21 protein-coding genes and 7 pseudogenes are annotated in these 23106 nt (G+C 68.8%); 7 read left to right on the plus strand and 21 right to left on the minus strand.

The annotated features are described in order from the left end of the window. Positions 1-145 precede the first annotated feature (145 nt). The 3 genes from ACFJGX_RS13475 to ACFJGX_RS13485 all read left to right on the plus strand — a co-directional run bounded on the left by ACFJGX_RS13475 (position 146) and on the right by ACFJGX_RS13485 (position 1456). Positions 146-514, plus strand: a complete 369-nt coding sequence (locus tag ACFJGX_RS13475) for a DUF1428 domain-containing protein (protein ID WP_382156601.1) — start codon at positions 146-148, stop codon at positions 512-514. 157 nt (positions 515-671) lie between these two features. Next, on the plus strand, positions 672-1007 hold the full coding sequence (locus tag ACFJGX_RS13480) for an ArsR/SmtB family transcription factor (RefSeq protein ID WP_382320705.1): 336 nt from the start codon (positions 672-674) through the stop codon (positions 1005-1007). Beyond that, entirely contained in the window at positions 1004-1456 is a 453-nt protein-coding gene (locus ACFJGX_RS13485) for an SRPBCC domain-containing protein (protein ID WP_382320702.1), read from the plus strand. Before ACFJGX_RS13480 ends, ACFJGX_RS13485 begins: the two co-directional genes overlap by 4 nt. Before the next feature lie 51 nt (positions 1457-1507). Here ACFJGX_RS13485 and ACFJGX_RS13490 read toward each other — a convergent pair whose 3' ends face one another. Next, on the minus strand, positions 1508-2017 hold the full coding sequence (locus tag ACFJGX_RS13490) for a DUF1993 family protein (protein WP_382320700.1): 510 nt from the start codon (positions 2015-2017) through the stop codon (positions 1508-1510). Between the two features lie 426 nt (positions 2018-2443). Between ACFJGX_RS13490 and ACFJGX_RS13495 the strand changes: the two genes are divergently transcribed. Then, entirely contained in the window at positions 2444-2902 is a 459-nt protein-coding gene (locus ACFJGX_RS13495) for an NYN domain-containing protein (protein ID WP_382320698.1), read from the plus strand. A 7-nt stretch (positions 2903-2909) separates the two neighbouring features. Here ACFJGX_RS13495 and ACFJGX_RS13500 read toward each other — a convergent pair whose 3' ends face one another. The 20 genes and pseudogenes from ACFJGX_RS13500 to ACFJGX_RS13595 form a co-directional block, all read right to left on the minus strand. Continuing rightward, the gene (locus tag ACFJGX_RS13500; protein ID WP_382328567.1) at positions 2910-4133 is read right to left on the minus strand and encodes an MFS transporter; all 1224 of its coding nucleotides are present in this window, start codon (positions 4131-4133) and stop codon (positions 2910-2912) included. 86 nt (positions 4134-4219) lie between these two features. Continuing rightward, a complete protein-coding gene (locus tag ACFJGX_RS13505) occupies positions 4220-4588 on the minus strand; it encodes a RidA family protein (protein ID WP_382156613.1) in 369 nt (122 codons plus the stop codon). Positions 4589-4605: 17 nt separating this feature from the next. After that, a complete protein-coding gene (locus ACFJGX_RS13510) occupies positions 4606-5592 on the minus strand; it encodes a Bug family tripartite tricarboxylate transporter substrate binding protein (RefSeq protein WP_382320696.1) in 987 nt (328 codons plus the stop codon). 79 nt (positions 5593-5671) lie between these two features. Further along, complete coding sequence (locus tag ACFJGX_RS13515) at positions 5672-6451, minus strand: SDR family oxidoreductase (protein WP_382156617.1); 780 nt, start codon at positions 6449-6451, stop codon at positions 5672-5674. A gap of 6 nt (positions 6452-6457) precedes the next feature. Continuing rightward, positions 6458-6904 carry a RidA family protein gene (locus tag ACFJGX_RS13520; RefSeq protein ID WP_382320694.1) on the minus strand — a complete coding sequence of 149 codons (447 nt, stop codon included), beginning with the start codon at positions 6902-6904 and terminating at the stop codon, positions 6458-6460. Further along, positions 6904-7293: a hypothetical protein gene (locus ACFJGX_RS13525; RefSeq protein WP_382320691.1), complete on the minus strand. Its 390-nt coding sequence runs from the start codon at positions 7291-7293 to the stop codon at positions 6904-6906. Before ACFJGX_RS13525 ends, ACFJGX_RS13520 begins: the two co-directional genes overlap by 1 nt. Before the next feature lie 5 nt (positions 7294-7298). Further along, positions 7299-8290: pseudogene (locus tag ACFJGX_RS13530) on the minus strand (Bug family tripartite tricarboxylate transporter substrate binding protein). 4 nt (positions 8291-8294) lie between these two features. Beyond that, positions 8295-9278: a Bug family tripartite tricarboxylate transporter substrate binding protein gene (locus tag ACFJGX_RS13535; RefSeq protein WP_382156625.1), complete on the minus strand. Its 984-nt coding sequence runs from the start codon at positions 9276-9278 to the stop codon at positions 8295-8297. 34 nt (positions 9279-9312) lie between these two features. Further along, positions 9313-10785, minus strand: coding sequence for an aldehyde dehydrogenase (locus ACFJGX_RS13540; RefSeq protein ID WP_382320689.1), 1473 nt, complete (start codon positions 10783-10785; stop codon positions 9313-9315). A gap of 125 nt (positions 10786-10910) precedes the next feature. Then, positions 10911-11643 (minus strand): annotated as a pseudogene (locus ACFJGX_RS13545) (aspartate dehydrogenase). Positions 11644-11768: 125 nt separating this feature from the next. Then, positions 11769-12215 (minus strand): annotated as a pseudogene (locus tag ACFJGX_RS13550) (thiamine pyrophosphate-dependent enzyme); the annotation flags it as partial. Positions 12216-12522: 307 nt separating this feature from the next. Continuing rightward, a pseudogene (locus ACFJGX_RS13555) lies at positions 12523-12921 on the minus strand (hypothetical protein); the annotation flags it as partial. Positions 12922-13144: 223 nt separating this feature from the next. After that, positions 13145-13444: pseudogene (locus ACFJGX_RS13560) on the minus strand (thiamine pyrophosphate-binding protein); the annotation flags it as partial. Then, positions 13441-14334 carry an IclR family transcriptional regulator gene (locus ACFJGX_RS13565; RefSeq protein WP_382328569.1) on the minus strand — a complete coding sequence of 298 codons (894 nt, stop codon included), beginning with the start codon at positions 14332-14334 and terminating at the stop codon, positions 13441-13443. The gene ACFJGX_RS13565 and the pseudogene ACFJGX_RS13560, both read right to left, overlap by 4 nt. Next, positions 14283-15108, minus strand: a pseudogene (locus ACFJGX_RS13570) (alpha/beta fold hydrolase). The gene ACFJGX_RS13565 and the pseudogene ACFJGX_RS13570 overlap by 52 nt, the downstream one beginning before the upstream one ends. Before the next feature lie 20 nt (positions 15109-15128). Next, positions 15129-15626 carry a cupin domain-containing protein gene (locus ACFJGX_RS13575; protein ID WP_382163926.1) on the minus strand — a complete coding sequence of 166 codons (498 nt, stop codon included), beginning with the start codon at positions 15624-15626 and terminating at the stop codon, positions 15129-15131. A gap of 122 nt (positions 15627-15748) precedes the next feature. Continuing rightward, positions 15749-16501: an SDR family oxidoreductase gene (locus ACFJGX_RS13580; protein ID WP_382320681.1), complete on the minus strand. Its 753-nt coding sequence runs from the start codon at positions 16499-16501 to the stop codon at positions 15749-15751. Positions 16502-16509: 8 nt separating this feature from the next. Further along, complete coding sequence (locus ACFJGX_RS13585) at positions 16510-17295, minus strand: ABC transporter permease (protein ID WP_382156637.1); 786 nt, start codon at positions 17293-17295, stop codon at positions 16510-16512. 40 nt (positions 17296-17335) lie between these two features. Next, entirely contained in the window at positions 17336-18331 is a 996-nt protein-coding gene (locus ACFJGX_RS13590) for an ABC transporter substrate-binding protein (RefSeq protein WP_382163928.1), read from the minus strand. Between the two features lie 43 nt (positions 18332-18374). Next, the gene (locus ACFJGX_RS13595; protein WP_382320679.1) at positions 18375-19211 is read right to left on the minus strand and encodes an ABC transporter ATP-binding protein; all 837 of its coding nucleotides are present in this window, start codon (positions 19209-19211) and stop codon (positions 18375-18377) included. Positions 19212-19758: 547 nt separating this feature from the next. Between ACFJGX_RS13595 and ACFJGX_RS13600 the strand changes: the two genes are divergently transcribed. From ACFJGX_RS13600 to ACFJGX_RS13610, 3 genes and pseudogenes are all read left to right on the plus strand, one after another. Then, a complete protein-coding gene (locus tag ACFJGX_RS13600; RefSeq protein ID WP_382156641.1) occupies positions 19759-20241 on the plus strand; it encodes a MarR family winged helix-turn-helix transcriptional regulator in 483 nt (160 codons plus the stop codon). Positions 20242-20300: 59 nt separating this feature from the next. After that, positions 20301-21758, plus strand: a complete 1458-nt coding sequence (locus ACFJGX_RS13605) for an efflux transporter outer membrane subunit (protein ID WP_382328571.1) — start codon at positions 20301-20303, stop codon at positions 21756-21758. A 40-nt stretch (positions 21759-21798) separates the two neighbouring features. After that, positions 21799-23104, plus strand: a pseudogene (locus ACFJGX_RS13610) (HlyD family efflux transporter periplasmic adaptor subunit). Positions 23105-23106: the final 2 nt, after the last annotated feature.

Here is a 23106-nt window from a genome sequence, read left to right on the forward strand (position 1 = left end):
GCTCACCATGTCCTTCGATACGTTCACGACGGCTGTTGAGACCTGACGCTGGAAGGTCGTGTCGATTTGTCCTGCTGTCGTTCGTCGTGTAGCTACAAGGTGCCCATAGGGGGCACCTTGCAGGTCAACCCCACAGGAGTCTGATATGTCTTACATCGATGGTTTCGTGATCGCCGTTCCCACCGCCAACAAGCAGAAGTTCATTGAACACGCACGCCAGTTCGACCCGATATTCATCGAGCTGGGCGCCCTTCGTGTGATCGAGGGCTGGGGCGACGACGTCCCTGACGGCAAAGTCACCGACTTTCGCCGTGCGGTCCAGGCGACGGCCGAGGAGACGGTGGCCTTTTCGTGGGTCGAATGGCCGGACAAAGCCACGCGCGACGCGGCCATGAAGAAGATGATGGAAGACCCGCGCATGGACCCGTCCAAACCCGGCAACCCGCCCATGCCCTTCGACGGCAAACGCATGATCTTCGGCGGCTTCGAACAGGTGGTCGAAGTGAAGGCTTGATGGGGCGCAGCGCTGCCACTGGATGTTGCGCAGCGCGCACGCTCCGCTTCGCGAGCAGGCAGTGGAACGTCCCGTCTCGAGTTCTGTTGACAGCTTGATAAATATTCACCAAAATGGGTGAATGAATAACGCGTTGACGGCCAACCGACTCGACAACATGTTCGTCGCCTTGGCCGACGAGACCCGTCGCGCCATCCTGGCGCGGTTGTCCCTGGGCGAAGCCCGAGTGACCGAGGTGGCCGTGCCGTTCGACATCTCGCTCAACTCCGTGTCCAAGCACATCCGCATCCTGGAGCGCGCCGGCCTTGTCACGCGCCGCCGCTCTGGCCGCGAACATATCCTGCGTCTCGAACCGCGACCGCTGGCAGAGGCGTCGGACTGGCTTCAGTCGCGCCAACGCGACTGGGCGGGCCGATTGCAGCGCCTGCAGGCGCTGCTGGACGAGGAGGATGCAATTTCATCCCGGCAAACCAAAGGAGTCCATCGATCATGAAGAGCGAAGACCATCTCGCAGTTGCTGTCCATCACAGATTCCGCCAATCGGCCGAGAGGGTGTTCGATGCCTGGCTCGATGCGCGCCTGGCGAGCCGCTTCCTGTTCTCGACTGAAACCGGCGAGATGGTCCGCTGCGACATCGACCCGCGTGTCGGCGGGCAGTTCGTGCTGACCGACAGGCGTCCCGACGGCGATGTGGAGCACACCGGGGAGTACCTCGTCATGGAGCGGCCACGGCGGCTCGTGTTCACATTCGGTATCCCGGCCGCATCGCCGACCTTCGACATCGTGACCATCGAGATCACGCCGGAAGCGGATGGCGGCTGCACGCTGCATCTCACGGCGGAGATGCAGCCTGAGTGGAAGGATTACGCCGACCGTGCACGCCAGGGTTGGGCCCAGATCCTTGCCAGCCTTGAGGCCGCGCTGCGTGAGACCGGCGCCTGAGCGAGCGCGGCAAGGCGCGCTTGGCGCCCGGCTGCACTCAGGCGTCTTGCGTCAATAGGCACCCATGTAGTCGCGCTTGCCGACCTCAACACCGTTGTGGCGCAAGATGGCATAGGCGGTGGTCACGTGGAAGAAAAACTGCGGCAGGCCGTAGTGCAGAAGATAGGCGCTGCCGATCAGCTTCTTTTCCTTGGGGGTGCCGGGGCGCAACACGATTTCGCGGCTTTCACTGGCATCGAATTGCTCGGGCTTGAAGGAGCCGATGTGGGCCAAGGCCTTGGCGATCAAGGCTTGCAGGTCCGCGAAGCTGGCTTCCGTGTCGGGCCAGGAAGGCACCTCGGCGCCCGCCAGGCGGGATGCGATGCCCTTGGAGAAGTCAGCGGCGATCTGGACCTGACGAACCAGCGGAAACATGTCGGGGAACAGCCGCGCTTGCAGCAGCGCGTTGGGATCGATGTTCTTTTGCGTCGCGTGGTCTTCGGCTTTCTTGAGCACATCGGACAGGGCGCGCAGCATCTGCTGAAGGACGGGGACGGAGGCGTTGTACAGCGGGCTGGTCATGGTGAATTCACTTTTATAAATTGGGGCACGTTCGCCGGGGCCGGCATGGCGGAGGCCTTGCCGACCCTGCAAGGCTAACAGCACAGGTCCAACCCGCACCGGCCACCGAGACCGGTGCCCGCGGCAGATTTTTCTTGCGTTCTGCATGAATGCTTTCGTCGTATTGATGTAAAGTCTTCCCCGCTCACGAAAAAGGTGAGCACGGGCCTGAGAACCCGTTGCATCGCAGTCCAAGAGGCTGCATCACATCGACAAGGATTGCAGCCTCTGTCGTTCTGGTCCCATGTTTTGGCGGCCCGGACGGGAGGTCCGAAAGGTCCTGCCGGTTTCCACTGCGATGCCCGGTTCTCAGCCCGTTCGGGCCGCCGCCACTCTGTGTTGTGTGGCGGCGGCTGTTCTCCAACGAACAGGGAAGGCAGGCACTCCATGCCCAGGCTGCAGCACAAGCAACAGAAGATTGCCGTGTTGATCGACGCGGAAAACGTCTCTCACACACTGATCCGTTCCATCCTGCTGCGCGCGGCGTGTTACGGCGCGCTCATCGTCAAGCGCGCGTACGCCGACTGGACGCGGCCCCACATGAGCCGCTTCAAGAACGTGTTGCTCTACAACGCGATCGAGGCGGTGCAGCTTTTCCCATACGCCAAGGGCAAGAACGCGGCCGACATCATGCTCAGCGTGGAGGCGATGTCGCTGGTGAACACGGGGCAGTTCGATGCGGTCTGCCTGGTGTCGTCGGACAGCGATCTCACGCCGCTGGCGCTCGGTGTGCGGCGCGAGGGGGTGCGTGTGTACGGCTTCGGCGCGCGGCAGACGCCACGGGCCTTCGTGGCGGCGTGCAGCAGCTTCATCTACACCGAGTCGATCGCAGCAACGGCCGAGTGAGGCGCCGTCACCGTCCGGCGGCGTGTGTCCGGGGAATCCAATACGCCAGCGAGCCCGCCGCCGCGAAGGCGATGAGCCCGGTGACGGCGATGCCGGTGGCCAGCGAGAGGCTGCCGGCCAGGAACGAGAGCAGCACCGGCCCGCACGAGGCGCCGATGTCGGACATGAGGCGCCACACGCCCAGGAAGTGCGCGCGGCCATGGCGCGGGGAATGGTCGGCGCCCAGTGTCATGATCATCCCGGAGCCGATGCCGTTGCCGAAGCCGATGGCCAGCGAGGCCAGCAGCAGTGTGGTGAAGCCCGAGGTGAAGGGCATCAGCAGCAGCGCCGTGCCCATGATGACCATGGATGGCACGGCGACCCAGCGCCGGCCTTTGTGGTCCATCACCTTGCCGGCGGGGTAGAACACCAGCATGTCGATGCCGCCGGCCAGGCCGTAGATGAGCGAGGCCACGGCCGGCGCCAGCGCGAGGTGATCCGCCCACAGGGGTATGACCACCTGGCGCGAGGCGCGCACGGCGCTGACCAGCACCACGCCGATGCCGAGCGTGAGGAACACCTGGCGGTGGTCCCTGAGCGTGGAGGCGATGGTGGTGGCCGCGGGCGGCGTCTGGCCGGCCGGCAGGTGAGGCGTCTCCAGGTCCGGCACGCGCGCGCCGAGGGCGGCCGCAGCCACCACCCCTGCGATGCCGACGCCGAAGGCGCCGGCCAGGCCGAACACATGCACGGCGGCCGCACCGAGGAACGGGCCGATGAACATGCCGATGCGGCTCACCCCGCCCAGTGTCGAGAGCGCCCGCGCGCGGTACGCGATCGGCACGGCCTCGGCCATGTAGCTCTGGCGCGCCAGGTTGTAGACGGCCCGGGACATGCCCACCATGAGGCAGCCCGTGGCGAACAGCGCCAGGTGCGAGGTCCCCACGCACAGCGCCATGCCCAGGGCGCTCCAGAGGCCTGCGGCGACGATGGCCCAGCGCTCGCCCCAGCGCATGGTGATGAGCGACGCGGGAATGTTGTTGAGCAGCGAGCCCAGGCCCATCAGCGCGACGACCAGCGCGGCCATGGGCACGGAGGCGCCCAGCTCGCGCGCCACGAGCGGGATGATGGGGAGAATGGCGCCTTCGCCCAGCCCGAAGAGCAGGGACGGGCCGAAGACCGGCACCGCGATTCGCTTGAGGGAAAACTCGGCCGAGGAAGAGGCGGCGCCGGGCGGGGCGGGAGGAGGTGGCATGCGCGGCGTGAGGGCGAGGGAACGGCGGTGGGGACGCCATTGTCCCCTTCCGCTGTTCGGCCCGCTGAAGGCCGGCGCGGTGCCCCTCAGGCCACGTAGGCCACGATCTCGATCTTCATCCCCGGCACCACCAGCGCCACCCCGGCGCTGGAGCGGTTGGGCCAGGGCGCGCGGAAGAACTCGCGGTACACGGCGTCGATGGCGGCCATGTCGGCCACGTCGGTCATGTAGATCAGCACCTGCGCCACGTCGTCCATGGTCTTGCCCGCGCGTTCCACCGCGCGCTGCAGGTTGCTGAAGGTCAGGCGGGCCTGCTGTTCGATGCTGCCGGTGGTGTCCACGCTGCCGTCTTCGCGCACCGGGCCGTGGGCGGTGTAGAGCACGCCGCCGGCGCGCACCATCCACGAGAACGGCTGCTTGAACGGCGGCAGGCCGACGTCGATGACTTCCTTCATCGCTGCGCGCGCCTCGCTCAGTCGGCCATGATGCCGGTCTCCCGGATCACCTTGCCGTAGCGTTCGTTGTGGTACTGGTTGATCTTGGCCAGCGCCGCCGGGTCGCCACCGGCCGGAATCAGCGCCATGGTGTTCATGCGCGCGATCACGTCGGGCATCTTGAGGATTTCGTTGAGGTGGCCGTTGAGCGTGCGCACCACGTCGGCGGGCATGCCTTTGGGCCCCATGAAGCCTTGCCAGGCGCCGACTTCGGCGTCTTTCACGCCGGCCTCGGCCAGGGTGGGCACGTTGGGCGCGAGCGGCGAGCGCTGCGGGTCGGCCACCGCCACGTTGACCAGCTTGCCCTGGGCGATGTACTGCGCCACCGGGCCGAGCGTGGTGTACATCATGGGAATGTGGCCTGCCACGAGGTCGACGATGGCCGGGCCGCTGCCCCGGTAGGGCACCTGGGTGAGCTTCACGCCGGCCGAGCGGTTGAACATCTCGCCCAGGATGTGCATGGGCGAGCCGCTGCCGGGGCTGGCGTAGTTGGTGACCTTGCCGCTCTTGGCCGCGGCCACCACGTCTTTCACGGTGTTCAGGCCCGAGCCGGCGTGGGTGACGAGGAACAGCTGTTGCGTGCCGGCCAGCAGGATGGGCGTGAAGTCGGTGAGCGGGTTGTACACGGCACCGGTGCCGGGCTTGAGCACCAGCGGGGCGGTGGCGAAGGTGTTGGGCGTGAACAGCAGCGTGTAGCCATCGGGCGCGGCCTTGGCCACGAAGGCGTTGCCGATGGTACCGCTGGCGCCGGTCTTGTTCTCCACCACCACGGTCTGGCCGACGCGGGCCTGCAGCTTCTCGGCGAAGGTGCGCGCCAGCGCGTCGGTGTCGCCGCCGGGCGGGAAGGACACGACGAGGGTGATGAGCTTGCTGGGGTAGGTCTGCGCCAGCGCGCTGCCGGTGGGCAGGGCGAGGGCGGCGGCTGCTGCGAGCGCGGTGAGCAGCAGGGGGCGGCGGGCGGTCATGTTCGATGTCTCCTAGTGGGGTGGGCTGGCAGGGAAAACTGAAACCGAAACAGAGAAAGCGGGGCCGTCGGGTGCCTGTTCAGAACACGCCGGTGAACGATCCGCCGTCGAGCAGGATGTTCTGGCCGTTGATGTAGCCCGCGTGCACGCTGCACAGGTAGGCACAGGTGTGGCCGAGTTCGCTGGGCTGGCCGATGCGGTGGGCCGGGTGCTTGGCCAGGCGCGCGGTGCGCACCTCGTCCACGGTCTTGCCTTCGCGCTTGGCTTGGGCGGCGAAGTTGCTTTCCAGGCGCGCGGTGTCGAAGGTGCCGGGCAGCAGGTTGTTGATGGTCACGCCGCGCGCCACGGTGGTGCGCGCCAGGCCCGAGACGAAGCCGGTGAGGCCGCTGCGCGCGCCGGTGGACAGGCCCAGGCCGTCCAGCGGCGATTTCACGGCGCTGGAGGTGAGGTTGATGATGCGGCCGAAGCCGCGCGCCATCATGCCGTCCACGGTGGCCTTGATGAGTTCGATCGGCGCGAGCATGTTGGCGTCGATCGCGCGGTGCCAGGTCTCGCGGTCCCAGGTGCGGAAGTCGCCGGGCGGCGGGCCGCCCGCGTTGGTGACGAGGATGTCGAAATCGGGGTGCGCGGCGAAGATGCGCGCGCGGCCTTCGTCGGTCGTCACATCGGCGGCGACCCAGTCCACCTGGCCCGCGCCGTGCGCGGCCAGGCGTTGCGCGGCCTCGCGCAGCGGGCCTTCGGTGCGCGCGGCGATCACCACGTGCACGCCGTCTTTCACCAGCGCCTCGGCGCAGGCATAGCCCAGCCCCGAACTCGCGCCGCACACGAGCGCTTTCTTGCCGGCAATACCCAGGTCCATGGTGGTTCAGCTTTCAGTAGAGAGAAGGGGTTGGGCTTCGCGAAGGTCCACGTCGAGCCGGGCCCAGGCGTCGATCTCCACGCGCAGCTCCGGGAACACGAGGGCCTTCACGGCCAACAGGGTCGAGCACGGCGTGTGCTCGCCAAAAAAATCGCGCCGGGCGCGGCCGACCTCGTCCTTGTCGGCGATGTCGGTCAGGTAGACCACGGTCTTGATGAGGTTGTGCCGGTGGCCGCCCGCGGCCGTCACCAGGGCTTCGAGCTTCTTGAGCACGACGATGGCCTGCTCGTAGGCGCCCAGCGCTTCGCCGCGCTCGGCGGCCTGGCGCGTGGCGGGATGGCCGGTCATGCCCGAGACCACCACCTCCTGGCCGATGCGGTAGCCGTTGGTCCAGCTCGCGGTGGGCAGGTCGGGCACCTGCGGGCTCTGGATCTTGTGCGCGACGGTCGTCATCACTGGCCTCCGGCGCGCACGCGTTCCTTGATGCGTTCGCGCACCGGCACGAAGTCGTAGGTGGGGTAGCACTCGGTCTGGAAGACGCCCCAGGCGGAGCGCTCCAGTTCGAGGTTGACGCGGCCCAGCAGGTGCGGTGGCACTTCGAGCGTGACGATCTGGCCCAGGCCCATGGCAACGGTCCACGACACCACGCGCGTGCCTTCCACCGGGAAGCGCTCCCACCATTCGCTGGCCTTGAGCTTCGCCTGCACGTCGTCCAGCGTGAGGCCGGCGTGGTGTTTCAACACGATGGTGATCAACACATTGGCGCAGGCGTGCACTGGCGTACCTTCGCCCTGCGGGCTGCGGTGCGAGCTTGCTTGGGAGCGGCCCTGCGCTGCGCTCATGACCTTCACTCCATCGTGATGTTGCGTGCCTTGATGACCTTGGCCCAGCGCGCGGTTTCGTCGCGGATGTGGGCGTCGAACGCGGAGGTCTGGATGTCCCAGGCGCTCAGGCCCTGGCCTTGCAGGCGCTCGCGCACGGCAGGCTCGGCCAGGATGGTGGTCGCATCGCGCGCGAGTTGCGCCACCACGTCGGCCGGCGTGCCGGCGGGCGCCAGCAGGCCGTACCAGGACGGCACCACCACGCCCGGCACACCCAGTTCGGTCAGCGTCGGAATCTCGGGCGCCGTGGGCGTGCGCGCGCTGTCGGTCACGGCCAGGGCGACCAGCTTGCCGCTGCGGATGTGCGGCAGCACGGTGGGCAGGTTGCTGAACATCAGGGGCACGGTGCCGCCGATCACGTCGTTGATGGCGGGCGGCGTGCCTTTGTAGGCGATGTGCAGGATGTCCACGTTGGCCTGCGACTTGAACAGCTCGCCCGCGAGGTGCAGGCCGCTGCCCACGCCGGGCGAAGCGTAGGCGAGCGAGTCGGGCTTGGCCTTGGCCCGCGCGATGAGATCGGCCACGCTCTTGATGCCCGTGGCCGGGTTCGTCACCAGCACGTTGGGCGTCTTGGCCAGCACTGCCAACGGGCACGAAGTCCTTCTGGATGTCGAAGGGGAACTTCGGCATCAGCGTGGGGTTGACCGTGAGGTTGCCGGCCGGGATCACCAGCAGCGTGCTGGCGATCGGGTTTGGCGCGCTTGACGCGCTCCATGCCGATGTTGCCGGCCGCGCCGGGGGCGTTGTCGACCACGGCCACCTGGCCGTAGCGCTTGCCCAGGCCATCGGCCAGCACGCGGGCCAGCGTGTCGATGGGGCCGCCGGCGGGGAAGGGTGCGACGAGCGTGAATTTGTCGGCGGCCAGTTGTTTCTCGGCGGCCGTCTGTGCGTGGGCGGTGGTGGTGCCCAGCAAGGCGAGCAGCGAGGTGACGGCAAGAAGGGTGCGGCGGTTGGTCATGGTGTCATTCCATCGTGATGTTGCGTTGCTTGATGACTTTGGCCCAGTTGGCCGTTTCGGTGCGGATGTGCGCATCGAAGGCGGCGGGTTTCATCGTCCACTCGGTCATGCCCTGGGCCTTGAGCGTCTCGCGCACGTGCGGTTGCGCCAGGATCTCGACCATGTCTTTGGCGAGTTGATCGACCACGTTGGCCGGCGTGCCCGCGGGCGCGAGCAGGCCGTACCACGAGGGCACCACCACGCCGGGCACGCCTTGTTCGGCCAGGGTGGGGATGTCGGGCGCGTTGGGCGTGCGCGCGCGATCGGTCAGGCCCAGCGCCACGAGGCGGCCGCTTTCCAGGTGCGGCAGCATGGTGGGCAGGTTGCCGAACATCAGCGGCACCGTGCCCGCCATCAGGTCGTTGATGGCCGGCGTGGAGCCCTTGTAGGCCACGTGCTGGATGTCGATGTCGGCCTGGTCCTTGAACAGTTCACCCGCGATGTGCAGACCGCTGCCGATGCCGGTCGAGGCGTAGAACAGCGTGCCGGGCTTGGCCTTGGCCGCCTTGATCACGTCGGCCACGTTCTTGAAGCCGCTCTTGGGGTGGGTCACCAGCACGTTGGGCGTGGTGGCCAGCATGGTGACGGCCACGAAGTCCTTCTGCACGTCGAAGGGGAACTTCGGCATCAGCGTGGGGTTGATGGTGAGGTTACCGGCGGGGATCACCAGCAGGTTGTGGCCGTCGGCCTTGGCGCGCTTGATCTTGCCCATGCCGATGGTGCCGGCACCACCGGGGGCGTTTTCCACGATGGCCGTCTGGTCGTAGCGCTTGGCCAGGCCGTCGGCCAGCAGGCGCGCCAGCGCATCGATGGCGCCACCGGCGGGGAAGGGCGCGACCAGGGTGAACTTGTCGGAGGCCAGCTGTTTCTCGGCGGCGGTCTGGGCTTGCGCGGTTCCCATGAGGGCGAACAGCGAGGCGAGGGCGAGAAGGGTGCGGCGGCTTGTCATGTCGAGAGAAGGTTGCAAGGTTGGAAAAAGAAAATCAGCTGGTCGCCCAGGGCATGGGCGATTCGTTCAAGCCCCAGTAGAAGCTCTTCTGGCTGGTGTATTCGAGGATGCCCAGGCGGCCCTTCTCCTGGCCGTAGCCGCTCATCTTCACGCCGGTGAACGGCGTGCTGATGGAGAAGACCTTGTAGGTGTTGATCCACACGGTGCCGGTCTGCAGCGCGCGCCCGATGCGCCAGGCGCTCTTGAAGTCGCGCGTCCAGATGCCCGAGGCCAGGCCGAACATGTTGTCGTTGCACTGCGCGATCAGGTCGTCCTCGTCCTTCCACGGCAGCAAGGCCAGCACCGGGCCGAAGATCTCTTCCTGGCACATGCGCGCGCTGTTGGGCAGGCCTTCGAAGATGGTGGGCAGGTAGTAGCTGCCGCCGTCGTAGAAGCTGCCCGTGGGCCGCTCGCCGCCGCACAGCACCGTGCCGCCTTCGTCGCGGCCCAGCTGCACGTACTTCTCCACCGAGGCGCGGTGGCCCAGGTTCACCAGCGGGCCCATCTGCGTCTCTTCCCTGGATGGGTCGCCCACGCGCAGCTTCTTCACGCCTTCGAGCAGGCGGGCCTTGAACTCGTCGTAGACGCTCTCGTGCACGAAGGCGCGCGAGCCGGCGATGCAGGACTCGCCCGAGGAACTGAAGATGCCGTAGAGCACGCCGGCCACGGCGTGGTCCAGGTCCGCGTCGGGCATGACGATGGTGGGGGACTTGCCGCCCAGCTCCAGCGAGGTCGGCATGAGCTTCTCGGCCGCCAGGCGCTGGATGCCCATGCCCACGGTGGTGCCGCCGGTGAAGGCGATGCGCTTGATCAGCGGGTGCTTGACCAGGGCGTCGCCCACGATGCTGCCCTTGCCCGGCAGCACGCTGATGATGCCGGCGGGCACGCCGGCCTGCTCGGCGATCTTCGCCAGCTCCAGGGCCATGCGCGGGGTGATCTCGGCCGGTTTGAAGACCATGGCGCAGCCGGCGGCGAGAGCCGGGGCGAGCTTCTGGGCCTCGCTGGCGATGGGGGAGTTCCAGGGCGTGATGGCGCCCACGACACCCAGGGGTTCGTTGACGCTCATGCTGAGGTAGTCGCCGCGCGAGGGGGTGATGGTGTCTTCCCAGGTCTCGGCGGCGGCGCCGAAGAACTGGAAGGTGCCGGCGGCGCTGGCGACCAGGGCGCGGCATTCCTTGATGGGCTTGCCGTTGTCCAGGCGCTGGAGCTGGGCGAGCTCTTCGCCGCGCTCGCGGATGCCGTTGGCGATGCGGTAGAGGATGCCGGCGCGTTCGTGGTGCTTGAGCCTGGCCCAGGAAGGCTGCAGGCGGGCGCGTTCGGCCGTCTGCACGGCCTCGTCCACGTCGGCGGCGGTGGCCGCGTGCAGGCGGGCGACGGTGCTGCCGTCGTGCGGGTATTCGGTGGTGTATTCCGGGCCCGAGGCGTCGCGCCATTGGCCTGCGAAGTAGCTTTGAAGTTTGTCGGTCATGGAATGTCTCTTTTGTCGGCGCGAAAGGCTGTTGATCCAGAGGCGTCGCGGATCCGGCTACGCCGGTCCCAGACGCCGCCCCCTTGAGGGGGTGACGCGCTGCAAGCGCGGCGCGGGGGTGGGCTTCATATCGTCACGGAGGAAGTGCGGTTGTGCAGGAAACGCAGGGCGGACAACACGGTCAGCGCCGAGGTCTTGGGGTTGTCGGGCAGGGGCTTGCCGCGCATGGTGATGCGCATCTCGCCGAAGGCGCCGCGCACGTCGACCTCGTGGATGTTCTCGGTCACGGTCGGGTCGGCGATCAGGCGCACGCGGGTCGCGTCCAGCCCCAGGCCGGCGAGCGAGACGGTGGCGGCCACGTTGGCGTTCTTCGGGTACAGGTGGGCGGCTTCGCGCGCCGTGGCTTCGAGGATGACGGTGGGCTCGGTGATCGTGCCCAGGTCCGCCACCTGTTCGGCGGGGGGTGCCGCGCCAGCCTTCGGGCGGCTTGCGGCCGGTGTAGGTGACGCTGTCCAGGCCGGCCAGGCGGGCCGAGGCGATGGCGTCGATGCCACCGATGGCGCCGGCCAGCAGGTGCACCCGCGTGCCGCCGCGCTGCGCGGCCTCGGCCAGCTTCTCGGGCAGGCCGTCTTCGGACAGCGCGCCGATGGACAGCACGGCGCATTCGATGCCGCGCTCCAGCGCGGGCAGCACGTGGCTGCCGATGGCGGCGTGGCCCGCGCATTCCAGCAGCAGAGCGGTCTCGGGCGGCACCTCGGTGCACACGGTCGCGGCCGTGCCGAGCGCGGCTTGCGCGTCGGCGACGTGGCTCTCGGACAGCACCACGTGCGTGATGCGCACCGTGGGGTGGCCGGCCATGCGCGCGAAGAGCGTGCGGCCGATGGCGCCGTAACCGATCAGCGTGACCTGCTGAAAATGAATGCCAGAACCTTCGTGCTGCGCACTGCGGTGCGAGCTTGCTTGGGAACGGCCCTGCGCGTCGCTCATGTTTCTTCCTTCTTCTTCGGGGGGCCGGCGAACTTCACGGCGAACGGGCCCCAGGCGTTCATGTCCACTTCCACCACCACCGGGCCGCTGGCGTGGGCCAGGGCTTTCTGCAGCGTGTCCTTGGCGGCGGCCGGGTCGGCCAGCTTGTGGTGAGGCACCTGCAGGCTGGCGCAGAGCTGAGCGAAGTCGGGCGTGTGCAGTTCCACGTAGGCGTGGCGGCTGCCGTAGATGTCGTCCTGGATGTTCTTGATGACGCCGTAGCGCTGGTCGTTCATGACGATGAAGACCACGTTGGCCTTCTCCTGCGCGGCGCAGGCGAGTTCGCCCACGTTGAGCATGAAGCCGCCGTCGCCGCAGAGCGAGATGGTGCGGCGGCCCAGCGCGTGTTCGGCATCGGCCACGGCCGCGCCCACGCCCATCGGCCAGGCCCTGGCCGATGCCGCCGCCCAGGGCGTGCACGCCGGCGCGCGGGTGGTCCAGCACCGGGGCGCGGTTGCCCCACATGCTGTTGGAGAGCGTGATGTCGCGCACCCACCAGAGTTTCTTGCCGACCACCTCGGCCAGCGTGTTCTTGAGCTTGGCGTACTGGCCCAGCGTGCCGTCCACCAGCGAGGCGGCTTCGGCGCGCGCGCGCTTCACATCGGTCGCCAGCTTCGGGTCGATCCGCATGCGGCCTTCGAGCCGGTCGGCCAGCGCGTTGAGCGTGATCTCGGCGTCGCCGTGCACGAACAGTTCGCTGCTGTAGCCGCGGCCGTCGGTGAGGGGGTTGGCGTCGATGCGGTAGCGCGTGGCCGGCAGCTTGAGCTTGTAGTTCAGCGTCTCGTTGCTGCGCAGGCGCGTGCCCACGGAGAGGAAGGCGTCCACGGTTTCGTAGAACTCTTCGGCCGGCTTCTGCAGGTTGTAGGAGCCCAGCGTGGCGGGGTGGTCTTCGGGCACGATGCCGCGGCCCTGCACGGAGGACACCACGGCCCAGCCCATGTTCACCAGCCGCATCGCGGCGGCGCTGGCGCCGCGCGCGCCGCCGCCCAGCCACAGCAGGGGGCGCTTGGCGCTGAGCAGGCGCTCGGCGAGCAGGTCCACGGCGGCCAGGTTGGGCTGCACGGGTGGCACGGCCAGCGGCGAGAGATCGGCCGGCAGGTCCAGCTTCATCTTCTGCACGTCGATCGGGATCTCGATGCTCACCGGGCCACAGGGCGGCGTCTGCGCCAGGCGCACGGCCTCGCGCAGCGCTGCGCAGGGCGGTCTCGGGGTTGCGGATGCGGAAGGCGTCTTTGCCCACCGCCTTGAGCATGGCCAGCTGGGCCGGGTGCTCGTGGATGTAGCCCAGGTCGCGGTCCAGGAAGGGGGACTCGATCTGGCCGGTGAGGTGCAGCAGCGGCGTGCCGGCGGTGATGGCCTCGACCATCGCGCCCGCCGCGTTGCCGCAGCCGGTGCCGGTGCTGGTGACGCACACGCCCAGCGTGCCGCTCACGCGGGCATAGGCGTCGGCCATGTTGCACGCACCTGCCTCGCCGCGCGCCGAGACGAAACGGATCTTCTGGCGCGTGTGGAACGCGTCGAGGATGGGCATGTTGTGGATGGAGATCACGCCGAAGGCGGCGCGCACGCCGCACTGCTCCAGGAAGCGGGCGGCGAGTTCCCCCACGGTGATGCGTTGGTGAGATGGGCTCATGCGACTTTCTTTTCGGTCGGTTTGGTTTGCCAGCCACCGCGGTTGGGCAGGTGGCTGATGCGTTCGGTGAGCTGGGCCGCGGCCTCGCGCACCTGGTTGACGAGAACTTCGAGTTCGCCGGGCTGCACCTGCTGCGCCGGCACGGTGATGCTGATGGCCGCCGAGACCTCGCCCCGGTCGTTGAAGACCGGTGCGGCGATGGTCGAGATGCCGGATTCGAATCCGCCCTGGCTCACGCCGTAGCCGTTGGCGCGGTCCTGGTCGATCAGCTGCTTGAGCTGCTCGACCGTGGCCGGCGTGCGGGGGGTGTACTTCGGCAGCTCGGGTTCGGGGTAGAGCTGGCGCAGGGCGTGCAGGTCGAGGTCGCTGAGCAGCAGGCGGCCCAGCACGGTGGCGTGGGCCGGCAGGCGCGCGCCGACCTGGATGGAATGGAACAGGGCGCTGCGCCCGGCGACCTTGGCGATGAAGACCACGTCGCGCGCGTCGCGCACCACCACATGGGCCGAGTAGCCGCACTGGTCGCGCAGCGCCTCGATGATGGGGCGGCCGTGCTCGGTGAGTTCCATGGAGGCCAGGAACTCGAAGCCCAGGCGCAGCACGGACAGGCCGAGCTTATAGTAGGCGCCGTCGCCCACGCGCTCGACGAAGCCGCCTTGCTCCAGCGTCTGCAGCATGCGGAACACCGAGGCGCGCGGCAGTTCGAGCCGGCGCGAGATTTCGGCACCGGTGAGTTCGCGCTCGTCGCGGTTGAACAGCATCAGCAGCTGCAGGCCGCGCATGAGCGCGGGCACGGTGTAGCGGTCGTCGTTTTTCTCGGTGGCGATGGTCTTCTCCTTGTTCAGTTGAGACCCAGCAGGGCGTTCACCGCGCCGGGGGCTTCCAGCGGGCACGCGTGGCCCGCAGAACCCAGATCATTCCATGCCACGCCGGCGGCCTGGGCCACGGCCTGGCAGGAGGCGGGGGTGGTGATGCCGTCGGCGGCGCCGCTGCGCCACCACCACCGGCAGGCGCAGCTGCGTCAGGTCGGCCGCCAGGGTGCCGTGGGCGAGCAGGCGCGCGGCCTGCGTGTAGCCGGCGGGAATCACCTGCGACATGCTTTCGCGCACGGCCTCGACCAGCTCGGGCGCCGCGCCGGGCGAGAGCATGGCCGCGCCGCGCGCCTGCGCCATGCCTTGCGGGCCCAGGCGCTCCAGCGTGGCCAGGCGGTCGCGCAGTTTCTGCTCGCGCACGGCCGGCTCGGCGTTGCCATACCCGCCGGCGGGCGAGAGCAGCACCAGGCGCTGCACGCGCGCAGGCGCCAGCAGGGCGGCCCGGCCGGCCATGAGCGCGCCCAGGGAGTGGCCCACCAGCGTGATGGGCGTTGCAACGCCCAGCGCGTCGAGCCAGGCCCAGAGGCGCTCGGCGTAGTTGTCGGCGCGCGGCCAGTCGGCTTTCACCGGGTCGCTGGTGCCGTAGCCCGGCGCGTCCCAGGCCAGCACGCGCAGGGGCTTGCCCGCCGCGGCGTCGAGCTGGCGCACCCAGCTGCCCGAGGCCGAGCCGATGCCGTGCAGCAGCACGTGCGTCACGTCCTTGGCCGATCCTGCCTCGCGGTAGGACAGGCGCGCGCCACCGGGCAGCGTGGCGCTGCGCAGCGGGTGTTGGGCGAGGGCTTGAAGAGGCGTCATGGCGGTGGGCGTCGCGGGGCTCAACGCTTGATTTTTGCGAGCGGGCTGTCGGGCGGGTAGGTGGGGGTGATGGGCTTGGGCGAACCCAGCATCACGCACATCAGCGCGTCTTCGTCGCCCACGTTGTGCTCTTCGCGGTACACGCCGGGCGGCACCGAGATCAGGTCGCGCTCGCCGACGATGGTTTCCCAGCGCTCGCCGTCCTTCTCGCAGACCACCTTCATCGCGCCGCGCATGACGAAGAAGATCTCTTCCACGTCGTAGTGGATGTGCGAAGGGCCGATGTTGCCGGCCGGGATCACCATGGTGGAGAAGGTGAAGTGCGCGGCGGGCACGGTGTTGGTGTCCTTGTTCACGCCGGTGCCGCCGGTGCCCACGTAGCGCATCTGCGCGCGGCGGTACTTGGGGTCGTAGTCGGCCTGGAACTTCAGCGCGTCCCAGTCGTAGCTGCGCGTGCTCCTGCGCGCCACGCGGCTCTCCATCCACTGCGCGAAGCTCTGGCCTTCCTGGCGCATCATCACGCGCTGCGTCTCGGCCTCGGACGGAATGTTCGCGTCCATCAGGCCGCGTTCGTTGAACACGGGCGCGTTGGCCGCTGCGGGTTTGGTGATGGTGGCTGTGCTCATGCGTTTTCTCCTTTTCAGTTCATCGTGAAGCCGCCGTTGACGGGCAGCAGCTGACCGGTAATGAAGCCGCTGGCCTGTGTCAGCAGGAACAGGGCGGCGGCGTTGACGTCTTCGGGGATCTGCGGCCGCTGGATCGCGCGGCCCTTGAGGTAGTGCTCGTGCCGCTCCTGCGGCACGTAGGCGGTGGCTTCGACCAGCGTGAGGCCGGGGGCGATGGCGTTGACGGTGGTGCCGTCCTCGCCCATCTCGCGCGCCAGCGAACGGGTCATGGCGATCACCGCGCCCTTGCTCGCCACGTAGGCCAGCAGGCGGGGCGCGCCCCAGAGCGCGGTGTCGGAGGCGATGTTGACCACGCGGCCACCACCGGCGGCGGCCAGGTGCGGGCGCGCGGCGGCGGTGACGAGCCAGGTGCCGCGCACATTCACGTCCATCACCAGGTCCCAGGTCTCGGGGCTGAGTTCGCCCATGCCCTTGCCGCCGGAGTTGGTGATGGCCGCGTTGTTGATCAGGCCGTCGAGGCCGCCCAGCCATTGCGCGGCGGCGTCCACGCCGGCGCGCACGCTGGCCGCGTCGAGCAGGTCCAGCGGCACGTAGTGCGCGTTCGGGCCGAGGTCCTTGGCGAGTTGTTGGCCGGCCTCGTGCAGCACGTCGCTGATGACGACGCGCGCACCGGCCTGCACCAGCGACTGGGCGAAGCTCGCGCCCAGGCCGCGCGCGGCGCCGGTGACGAGCACGCGGCGGTTGTCGAGTTGGATTTCCTGTGCCATGGTGTTCCTCAGGCCACGCGCCGTTCGGCGCTGGGCAGGTAGTGAAGCACGCGCTTCTCGGCGATCACCACGGCGTAGTAGGCGACGATGCCGATCACGGTGAGCGCGCCGATGACCACGAACACCCCGGCGGTGTTGCCCTGGCCTTCGAAGAACACCAGCATGTAGCCCAGGCCCATGTTGCCGCCCACGAGTTCGCCGACGACCACGCCGATGACGGCCAGCGTGCTGGCGATGCGCAGGCCCGAGAACAGGGGCGGCAGCGTGGTCGGGAACTCGACCATGCGGAACACCTGCAGCCGGGTGGCGGAGAAGGAGCGCGCGAGGTTGATCAGGTCGTGGTCCATGGTGCGCATGGCCGAGAGCACGTTGATGAGCACCGGGAAGAACACGATCAGGATCGCGACCAGGATCTTGGGGTACATGGTGTAGCCCAGCCACATCACGAACAGCGGCGCGAACGCGACCTTGGGCGCGATCTGCAGGGCGAGCAGGTAGGGCGAGAGCACGGCCTCCACCTTGGGCGAGAGGCCCAGGGCGTAACCGATCAGCGCGCCCAGCAGCGAGCCCAGGATGAAGCCGATGACGACCTCCGCGCCGGTGATGCCGGCGTGCCAGAGCAGGCGCTCGGTGCCCCAGATGCGGACCGCTTCTTCCCACACGCGCGAGAAGGGCGGCAGCACGAATTCCGGCACGCCCAGCAGGCCGGGAACGTATTCCCAGACCGCCATGAACACCACCAGGACCAGCAGGCTCCAGAGCGCTGTGCTGTAGCGCTGCAGTACGTCTTTCATGTCGCGACTCTCAGATGCGGGAAGGGAAGGGGGGCGCGACTCACTTGGCCGTCACGAACTGGTTGGTGTAGAGCTCCTTGACCGGGGTCTCCTTGGGCACCACACCGTTGGTGACGTAGAACTTCTGCAGCTCGGCCAGGCGGGCCTCGTCCATCGTGCCGGGCACCTTCTGCGCGGCGTAGACGTACTTGTTGAAGAGTTCGAAGGCCTTCTGGATGCTGGCTTCCTTGCCCTTGTGCACCGGCACGTGCGCCACGTAGGCAGCGGTGGCGGCCTTGGGGTCGGCCATGATGTCCTTCATGCCCTTGAGCGTGGCGCGCACCAGCTTCTGGATCAGCTGGGGGTTCTTGGCGATGGTCTCGTCGGAGGCGAGGATGGCCTGGGCCATGCTCTTGAAGTAGATGTCGGCCGGCAGGATGTCGACCTGCGCGCCGGCTTCCATCGCGCTCACCGTCCAGTCGGGCACGCCGGCCATGGCCGAGGCCTTCTTGGCGGCGAACTGCTGCCACACGCCCGCGGGGCCGGCGGCCTGGATGTTGACGTCGTTCTTGGTCAGGCCGACCTTGCTGAGCATGCCCAGCAGGGCGTAGTAGGTGGTGTCGGTGTAGGCCAGGACGGTGACGGTCTTGCCCTTGAGTTCGCGTGGGCTCTCGATCTTCTCGTCCTTGTGGCTCACGAGCTGGGTGAGCGAACCGGCGCCGAGCACGGCCACGGCCTTGACGGGGATGCCCTGGGCGCGGGCGATGATGGGGGTGTCGCCGATGGCGCCGCCGATGACGGCGTTGCCGGCGCCGATCTGCTTGGCCACGTCCACGCCGCCGCGCGCGGTGACGAAGTTGACCTTGAGGCCTTCCTGCTCGTAGTAGCCCTTGGCCTGGGCCAGCATCCAGGGGCCGAAGGCGGGCAGCGTGCCGGGCGCGGGCAGCAGGTAGGTGATCTCCTGCAGCTGGGCGTGGGCCGCCAGGGGCGAGACCAGCGCCGCGGTGGCGAGCAGGCTCAGGCAGGCACGGCGGGTACCGTTGAAAGCGCGGGTCATCTTCATGGCAACTCCAGGAGGTGGGTGAATGGGAATGCGGGGGTCAGTGCACGTCGGTCTGCGCGTCGAGCTTGAGCAGGTCCATCAGGCGCGAGACGTAGTCGCCCACGGCGGGGTGCTTGCGGCGCGCCATCGGGTTGTCGCGGCCGGGGATGTCGACCACGATCTCTTCGACGATGGTGCCGGGGCGCTCGCTCATGACCAGGATGCGGTCGGACAGCGCGACGGCTTCGGCCAGGTCGTGGGTGATGAAGAGCACGGTCTTCTTGTGCTCGGCCACGGTGCGCGCCAGGTCCTGCTGCAGGATCATCTTGGTCTGCGCGTCCAGCGCGGAGAAGGGCTCGTCCATCAGCAGCACGATCGGGTCCACCGCGAGCGTGCGCGCCATGGCGGCGCGCTGGCGCATGCCGCCGGAGAGCTGGTGCGGGTAGCTGTTGCCGAAGCCCTTGAGGTGGCACTGGGCCAGCAGCTTCTCGGAGATGGCGGCGCGGTCGGCGGCGCGCACGCCGCGCAGCTCCAGGCCGAACTCGACGTTCTGCGAAATCGTGCGCCAGGGCATGAGCAGGTCTTTCTGCAGCATGAAGGCGACGTGCTTGTTGGGGCCGGTGACCACTTCACCGTTGACCTTGACCGTGCCGGCCGAGGCCTTGGCCAGGCCCGAACCCATGTTGAGCAGCGTGCTCTTGCCGCAGCCCGACGGGCCGATCAGGGACACCACCTCGCCCGGCTGGATGGACAGCGTCACGTTGCGCGCGGCGATCACTTCCGGGTTCTTGCCCCGTGCGGGAAAGCGCTTGTCCACCCCGATGAATTCGATCGCGGGATGCAAACCGCCGCTGGTCGGGGCGGTTGCGCGGGAGCCGTGAAGTGCGTCGTTCATGGGGACCTGCGGGTGGATTAGGGTGTTTTGTATATGAAACGTTGATTCATTACAGAATCAATGCTAGGGCCGTTGCCCCACTTTGTCTGCAAAAACCTACTAAGGCCGCGGGGTATTGGCCTGGGCGGGCGGACCGGCCTGGAACGCGGGGGAGGGCGTGCCTGGGAGAGGGCGCGCCGTCTATGGCCTAATAGCGGCTTTTGCAATCTCTCTCAGGAACCAGCCATGGGCAACAAAATCGTCACCGAAGCCGACCGCAAAGCCACTCCCCGTCCGAAGCCCGTCGCTGGCGTCACCCTGACCACGCCCGGCCGTGGCGCAGCGCGTGAGCCTGGAGCGTGGTGCTGCGCACGCGCAGCAAGAAGAACCCGGGCAAGCGCTCGAAGAAGGGCGGCTGATCGCCCCCTGGCCCACCCGGCCAGGCCCCAGACAGAAGGCCCGCATCGCGGGCCTTTTCGTTTTTTCGACGCGGCTTTTTTGGCCCTCTCGTGCTCGCGGGCTTTTTTGAAGCCAAGACAAATATTGCCTAGGCATGTATATTCGCGGCATGCCTCGCACCACCCCGACCCCCGCCTTCTACGACGGACACAACTTCACGCCCGACCAGAGCGTGGGTTACCTCATGAAGCGCGTGATGATGTCCATCGTCTACCAGGCCGACAAGCGCCTGTGCCTGCACGACCTCACCACCGCGCAGTGGGGGCCGCTGATGAAGCTGCGCATGCAGGGCACGGCCACCGTGGCCGAGCTCGCGCGCTGGTCGCAGATCGACGCCGGAGCCATGACGCGCCTGCTCGACCGCCTGGAGAAGAAAGGCCTGTGCACGCGCGTGCGCTCCACCGAAGACCGCCGCGTGGTGGTGGTGGAACTCACGCCCGAAGGCAAGGCCGCCATGGAACACGTGCCCGAGGTGCTGGCCGATGTGATGAACCAGCACCTCGCCGGTTTCAGCAAGACCGAGTGGCAGGCGCTGCTGGGTTACCTGCGCCGCATGGTCGAGACGGGCGAGGCACTGAAGGACTCCGGTTGACGGACCGTTCGTGAACCCCCGCCTCATCGCCTTGTTGACCCCATTACTTGCCTAAGCAAATGAAGCCCCATCAAATATCCCCCGCACGCCGCACGGTGGCCGCCCTGAGCACCCTGGCCCTGGCCGCCGTGCTCGCGGCCTGCGCCAGCAGCGCGGGCATTCAATCCCAATCCACGGTGCTGGAACCGCAGGCCGTGGGCCTGGCGCAGCCCGCCGGCAGCGGCGCGGCCACCGCCGAACCGGTGCCCGCCGACTGGTGGCGCGGCTGGGGCGATGTGTCCCTGACCCAGGTGATCGACCAGGCCCTGCAGGCCCAGCCTTCGCTGAAGGTGGCCGAGGCCCGCCTGCGGCGCGCCCAGGCCGCCACGGCCGGCGAAGAGGCCAACGACGGCCTGAAGATCAACGGCAGTGCCGACGCCACGCGCCAGCACTTCAGCGCCAACAGCATCTACCCGGCGCCGCTGGGCGGCTCCACGCGCACGCTGGCGAACGCGCAGATCGCCGGCAGCTGGGAGTTCGACTTCTTCGGCCTGCACCGCTCCGCGATCGAAGCCGCCGTGGGCAGCGAGCGCGCCGCCGCCGCCGACCTGCAGGCCGCGCGCAACGTGCTCGCCAGCAACGTGGCGCAGACCTATGTGCAGCTCGGCCGCCTGCTCGCGCAGCGCGAGGTCGCGCAGCAGGCCCTGACCCAGCGCGAGCAGATGCTGGGCCTGATCCGCCAGCGCGTGGACGCCGGGCTGGACACGCGCGTGGAGCTCAAGCAGGGCGAGGGTGCGCTGCCCGACGCGCGCGTGCAGATCGAGCAGCTGGACGAACAGATCGTGGCCACGCGCCACGCCCTGGCCGCGCTCGCGGCCCTGCCGCCGGCAAGCTACGACCAGTTGAAGCCCGACCTGCAGGCCCTGCGCACCCTGGCGCTGCCCGAGGTGCTGCCGGCCGACCTGCTGGGCCGCCGCCCCGACATCACCGCCGCGCGCTGGCGCATGGAGGCGGCCACCAAGGGCGTGGACGTGTCCAAGGCGCAGTTCTATCCCAACGTGAGCCTCACCGCCTTCGTGGGCCTGTCCAGCATCGGGCTGGACCGCCTGGTGGACTCGGGCAGCCAGCACTACGGCATCGGCCCCGCGATCCACCTGCCGATCTTCGACGCCGGCCGCCTGCGCGCGCAGCTGCGCACCCGCACGGCCGACCTCGACGCCGCGGTGGAGAGCTACAACGGCGCGGTGCTCGAAGCCGTGCGCGAGACCGCCGACCAGCTCAACGCCCGCCAGTCGCTGGAGCGCCAGCGCGAGCAGCAGGCGCAGGCGCGCAGCGCCGCCGAGGCGGCCTACGACATCGCCACCCAGCGCTACCGCGCGGGCCTGAGCGGTTACCTCACCGTGCTCAGCGCCGAGACCTCGCTGTTCAGCCAGCGGCGCCAGACCGTGGACCTGCAGGCGCGGGCCCTGTCCACCCAGGTGGCGCTGGTGCGCGCTCTGGGCGGCGGCTTCGCGCCCGACACCCCGGCCTCGCACTGACTTCCTTTTTCATCTTGCTCACCGACCAACGGAGCCCCTCATGACCACCCCTTCCGACACCACCGCACCGCAAGGCAACCCCGCCCGCAAGAAAGCCCTGACCGCCGTGAGCGCGGTCGTGCTCGCCGCCGGCCTGGGTTACGCCGCCTACTGGGCCCTGGTGCTCAACCACTACGAGACCACCGACAACGCCTATGTGCAGGGCAACGTGGTGCAGATCACGCCGCAGGTGGCGGGCACCGTGGTGGCGATCAGCGCCAACGACAACGACCACGTGCAGGCCGGCCAGTGGCTGGTGCGCCTGGACCCGACGGACGCGAAGATCGCGCTCGAACAGGCCGAGGCCCAGCTCGCGCAGACGGTGCGCGAGGTGCGCACGCTGTACGCCAACAACCGCACCCCAGGGCGCGCAGATCGCCCTGCGCGAAGCCGACCTGGCGCGCGCGCAGGCCGACCTGCAGCGCCTGCAGGACGACGTGGCGCGGCGCCAGCCGCTGGTGGCCTCGGGTGCCGTCGGCCAGGAAGAATTCAAGCACGCCACGGCGCAGCTCGCCGCCGCGCGCAGCGCCACCGAGGCGGCCCGCGCGGCCGTGCTCGCCGCGAAGGAACAGCTGGCCTCGAACCAGACGCTGACTGAAGGCATCGCGGTCGACCAGCACCCCAGCGTGCTGCGCGCGTCGGCCCGCGTGCGCGAGGCCTATGTGGCGCTCAAGCGCGTCGAATTGCAGGCGCCGGTGGCCGGCTACGTGGCCCGCCGCAACGTGCAGCTGGGCCAGCGCGTGCCGGCCGGTTCGCCGCTGCTGTCGGTGATCGCGCTCGACCAGGTCTGGGTGGACGCCAACTTCAAGGAAAGCCAGCTCAAGAACCTGCGGCTGGGCCAGCCGGTGGAACTCAGCGCCGACGTGTACGGCAAGAACGTGACCTACCACGGCACCATCGAGGGCCTGGGCGCGGGCACCGGCGCGGCCTTCGCGCTGCTGCCGGCGCAGAACGCCACCGGCAACTGGATCAAGGTGGTGCAGCGCGTGCCGGTGCGCGTGCGCCTGGACGCCAAGGAACTGGTGGACCACCCGCTGCGCCTGGGCCTGTCGATGGAAGCGCGCGTGGACGTGAGCAAGACCGACGGCCGCATGCTGGCCGATGCGGCCGCCGCGCCGCAGGAGGTGCAGACCGCCGTGTTCGAACAGGACAACCGCGAAGCCGACACGCGCGTGCAGCAGATCATCGGCCAGCATGGTGGTGGTGGGTCGCGCACGGCGGCCGCCACGCGGGCGCCCGCCGCCCCCGCCGCGCCGGCCCTGCCGGCCGCCCCGGTGAGCACGGGCTCGGTGGCCCTGGCCCGTTGAAC

Source organism: Hydrogenophaga sp. UC242_50, assembly GCF_042697355.1.
GTDB lineage: Bacteria > Pseudomonadota > Gammaproteobacteria > Burkholderiales > Burkholderiaceae_C > Hydrogenophaga.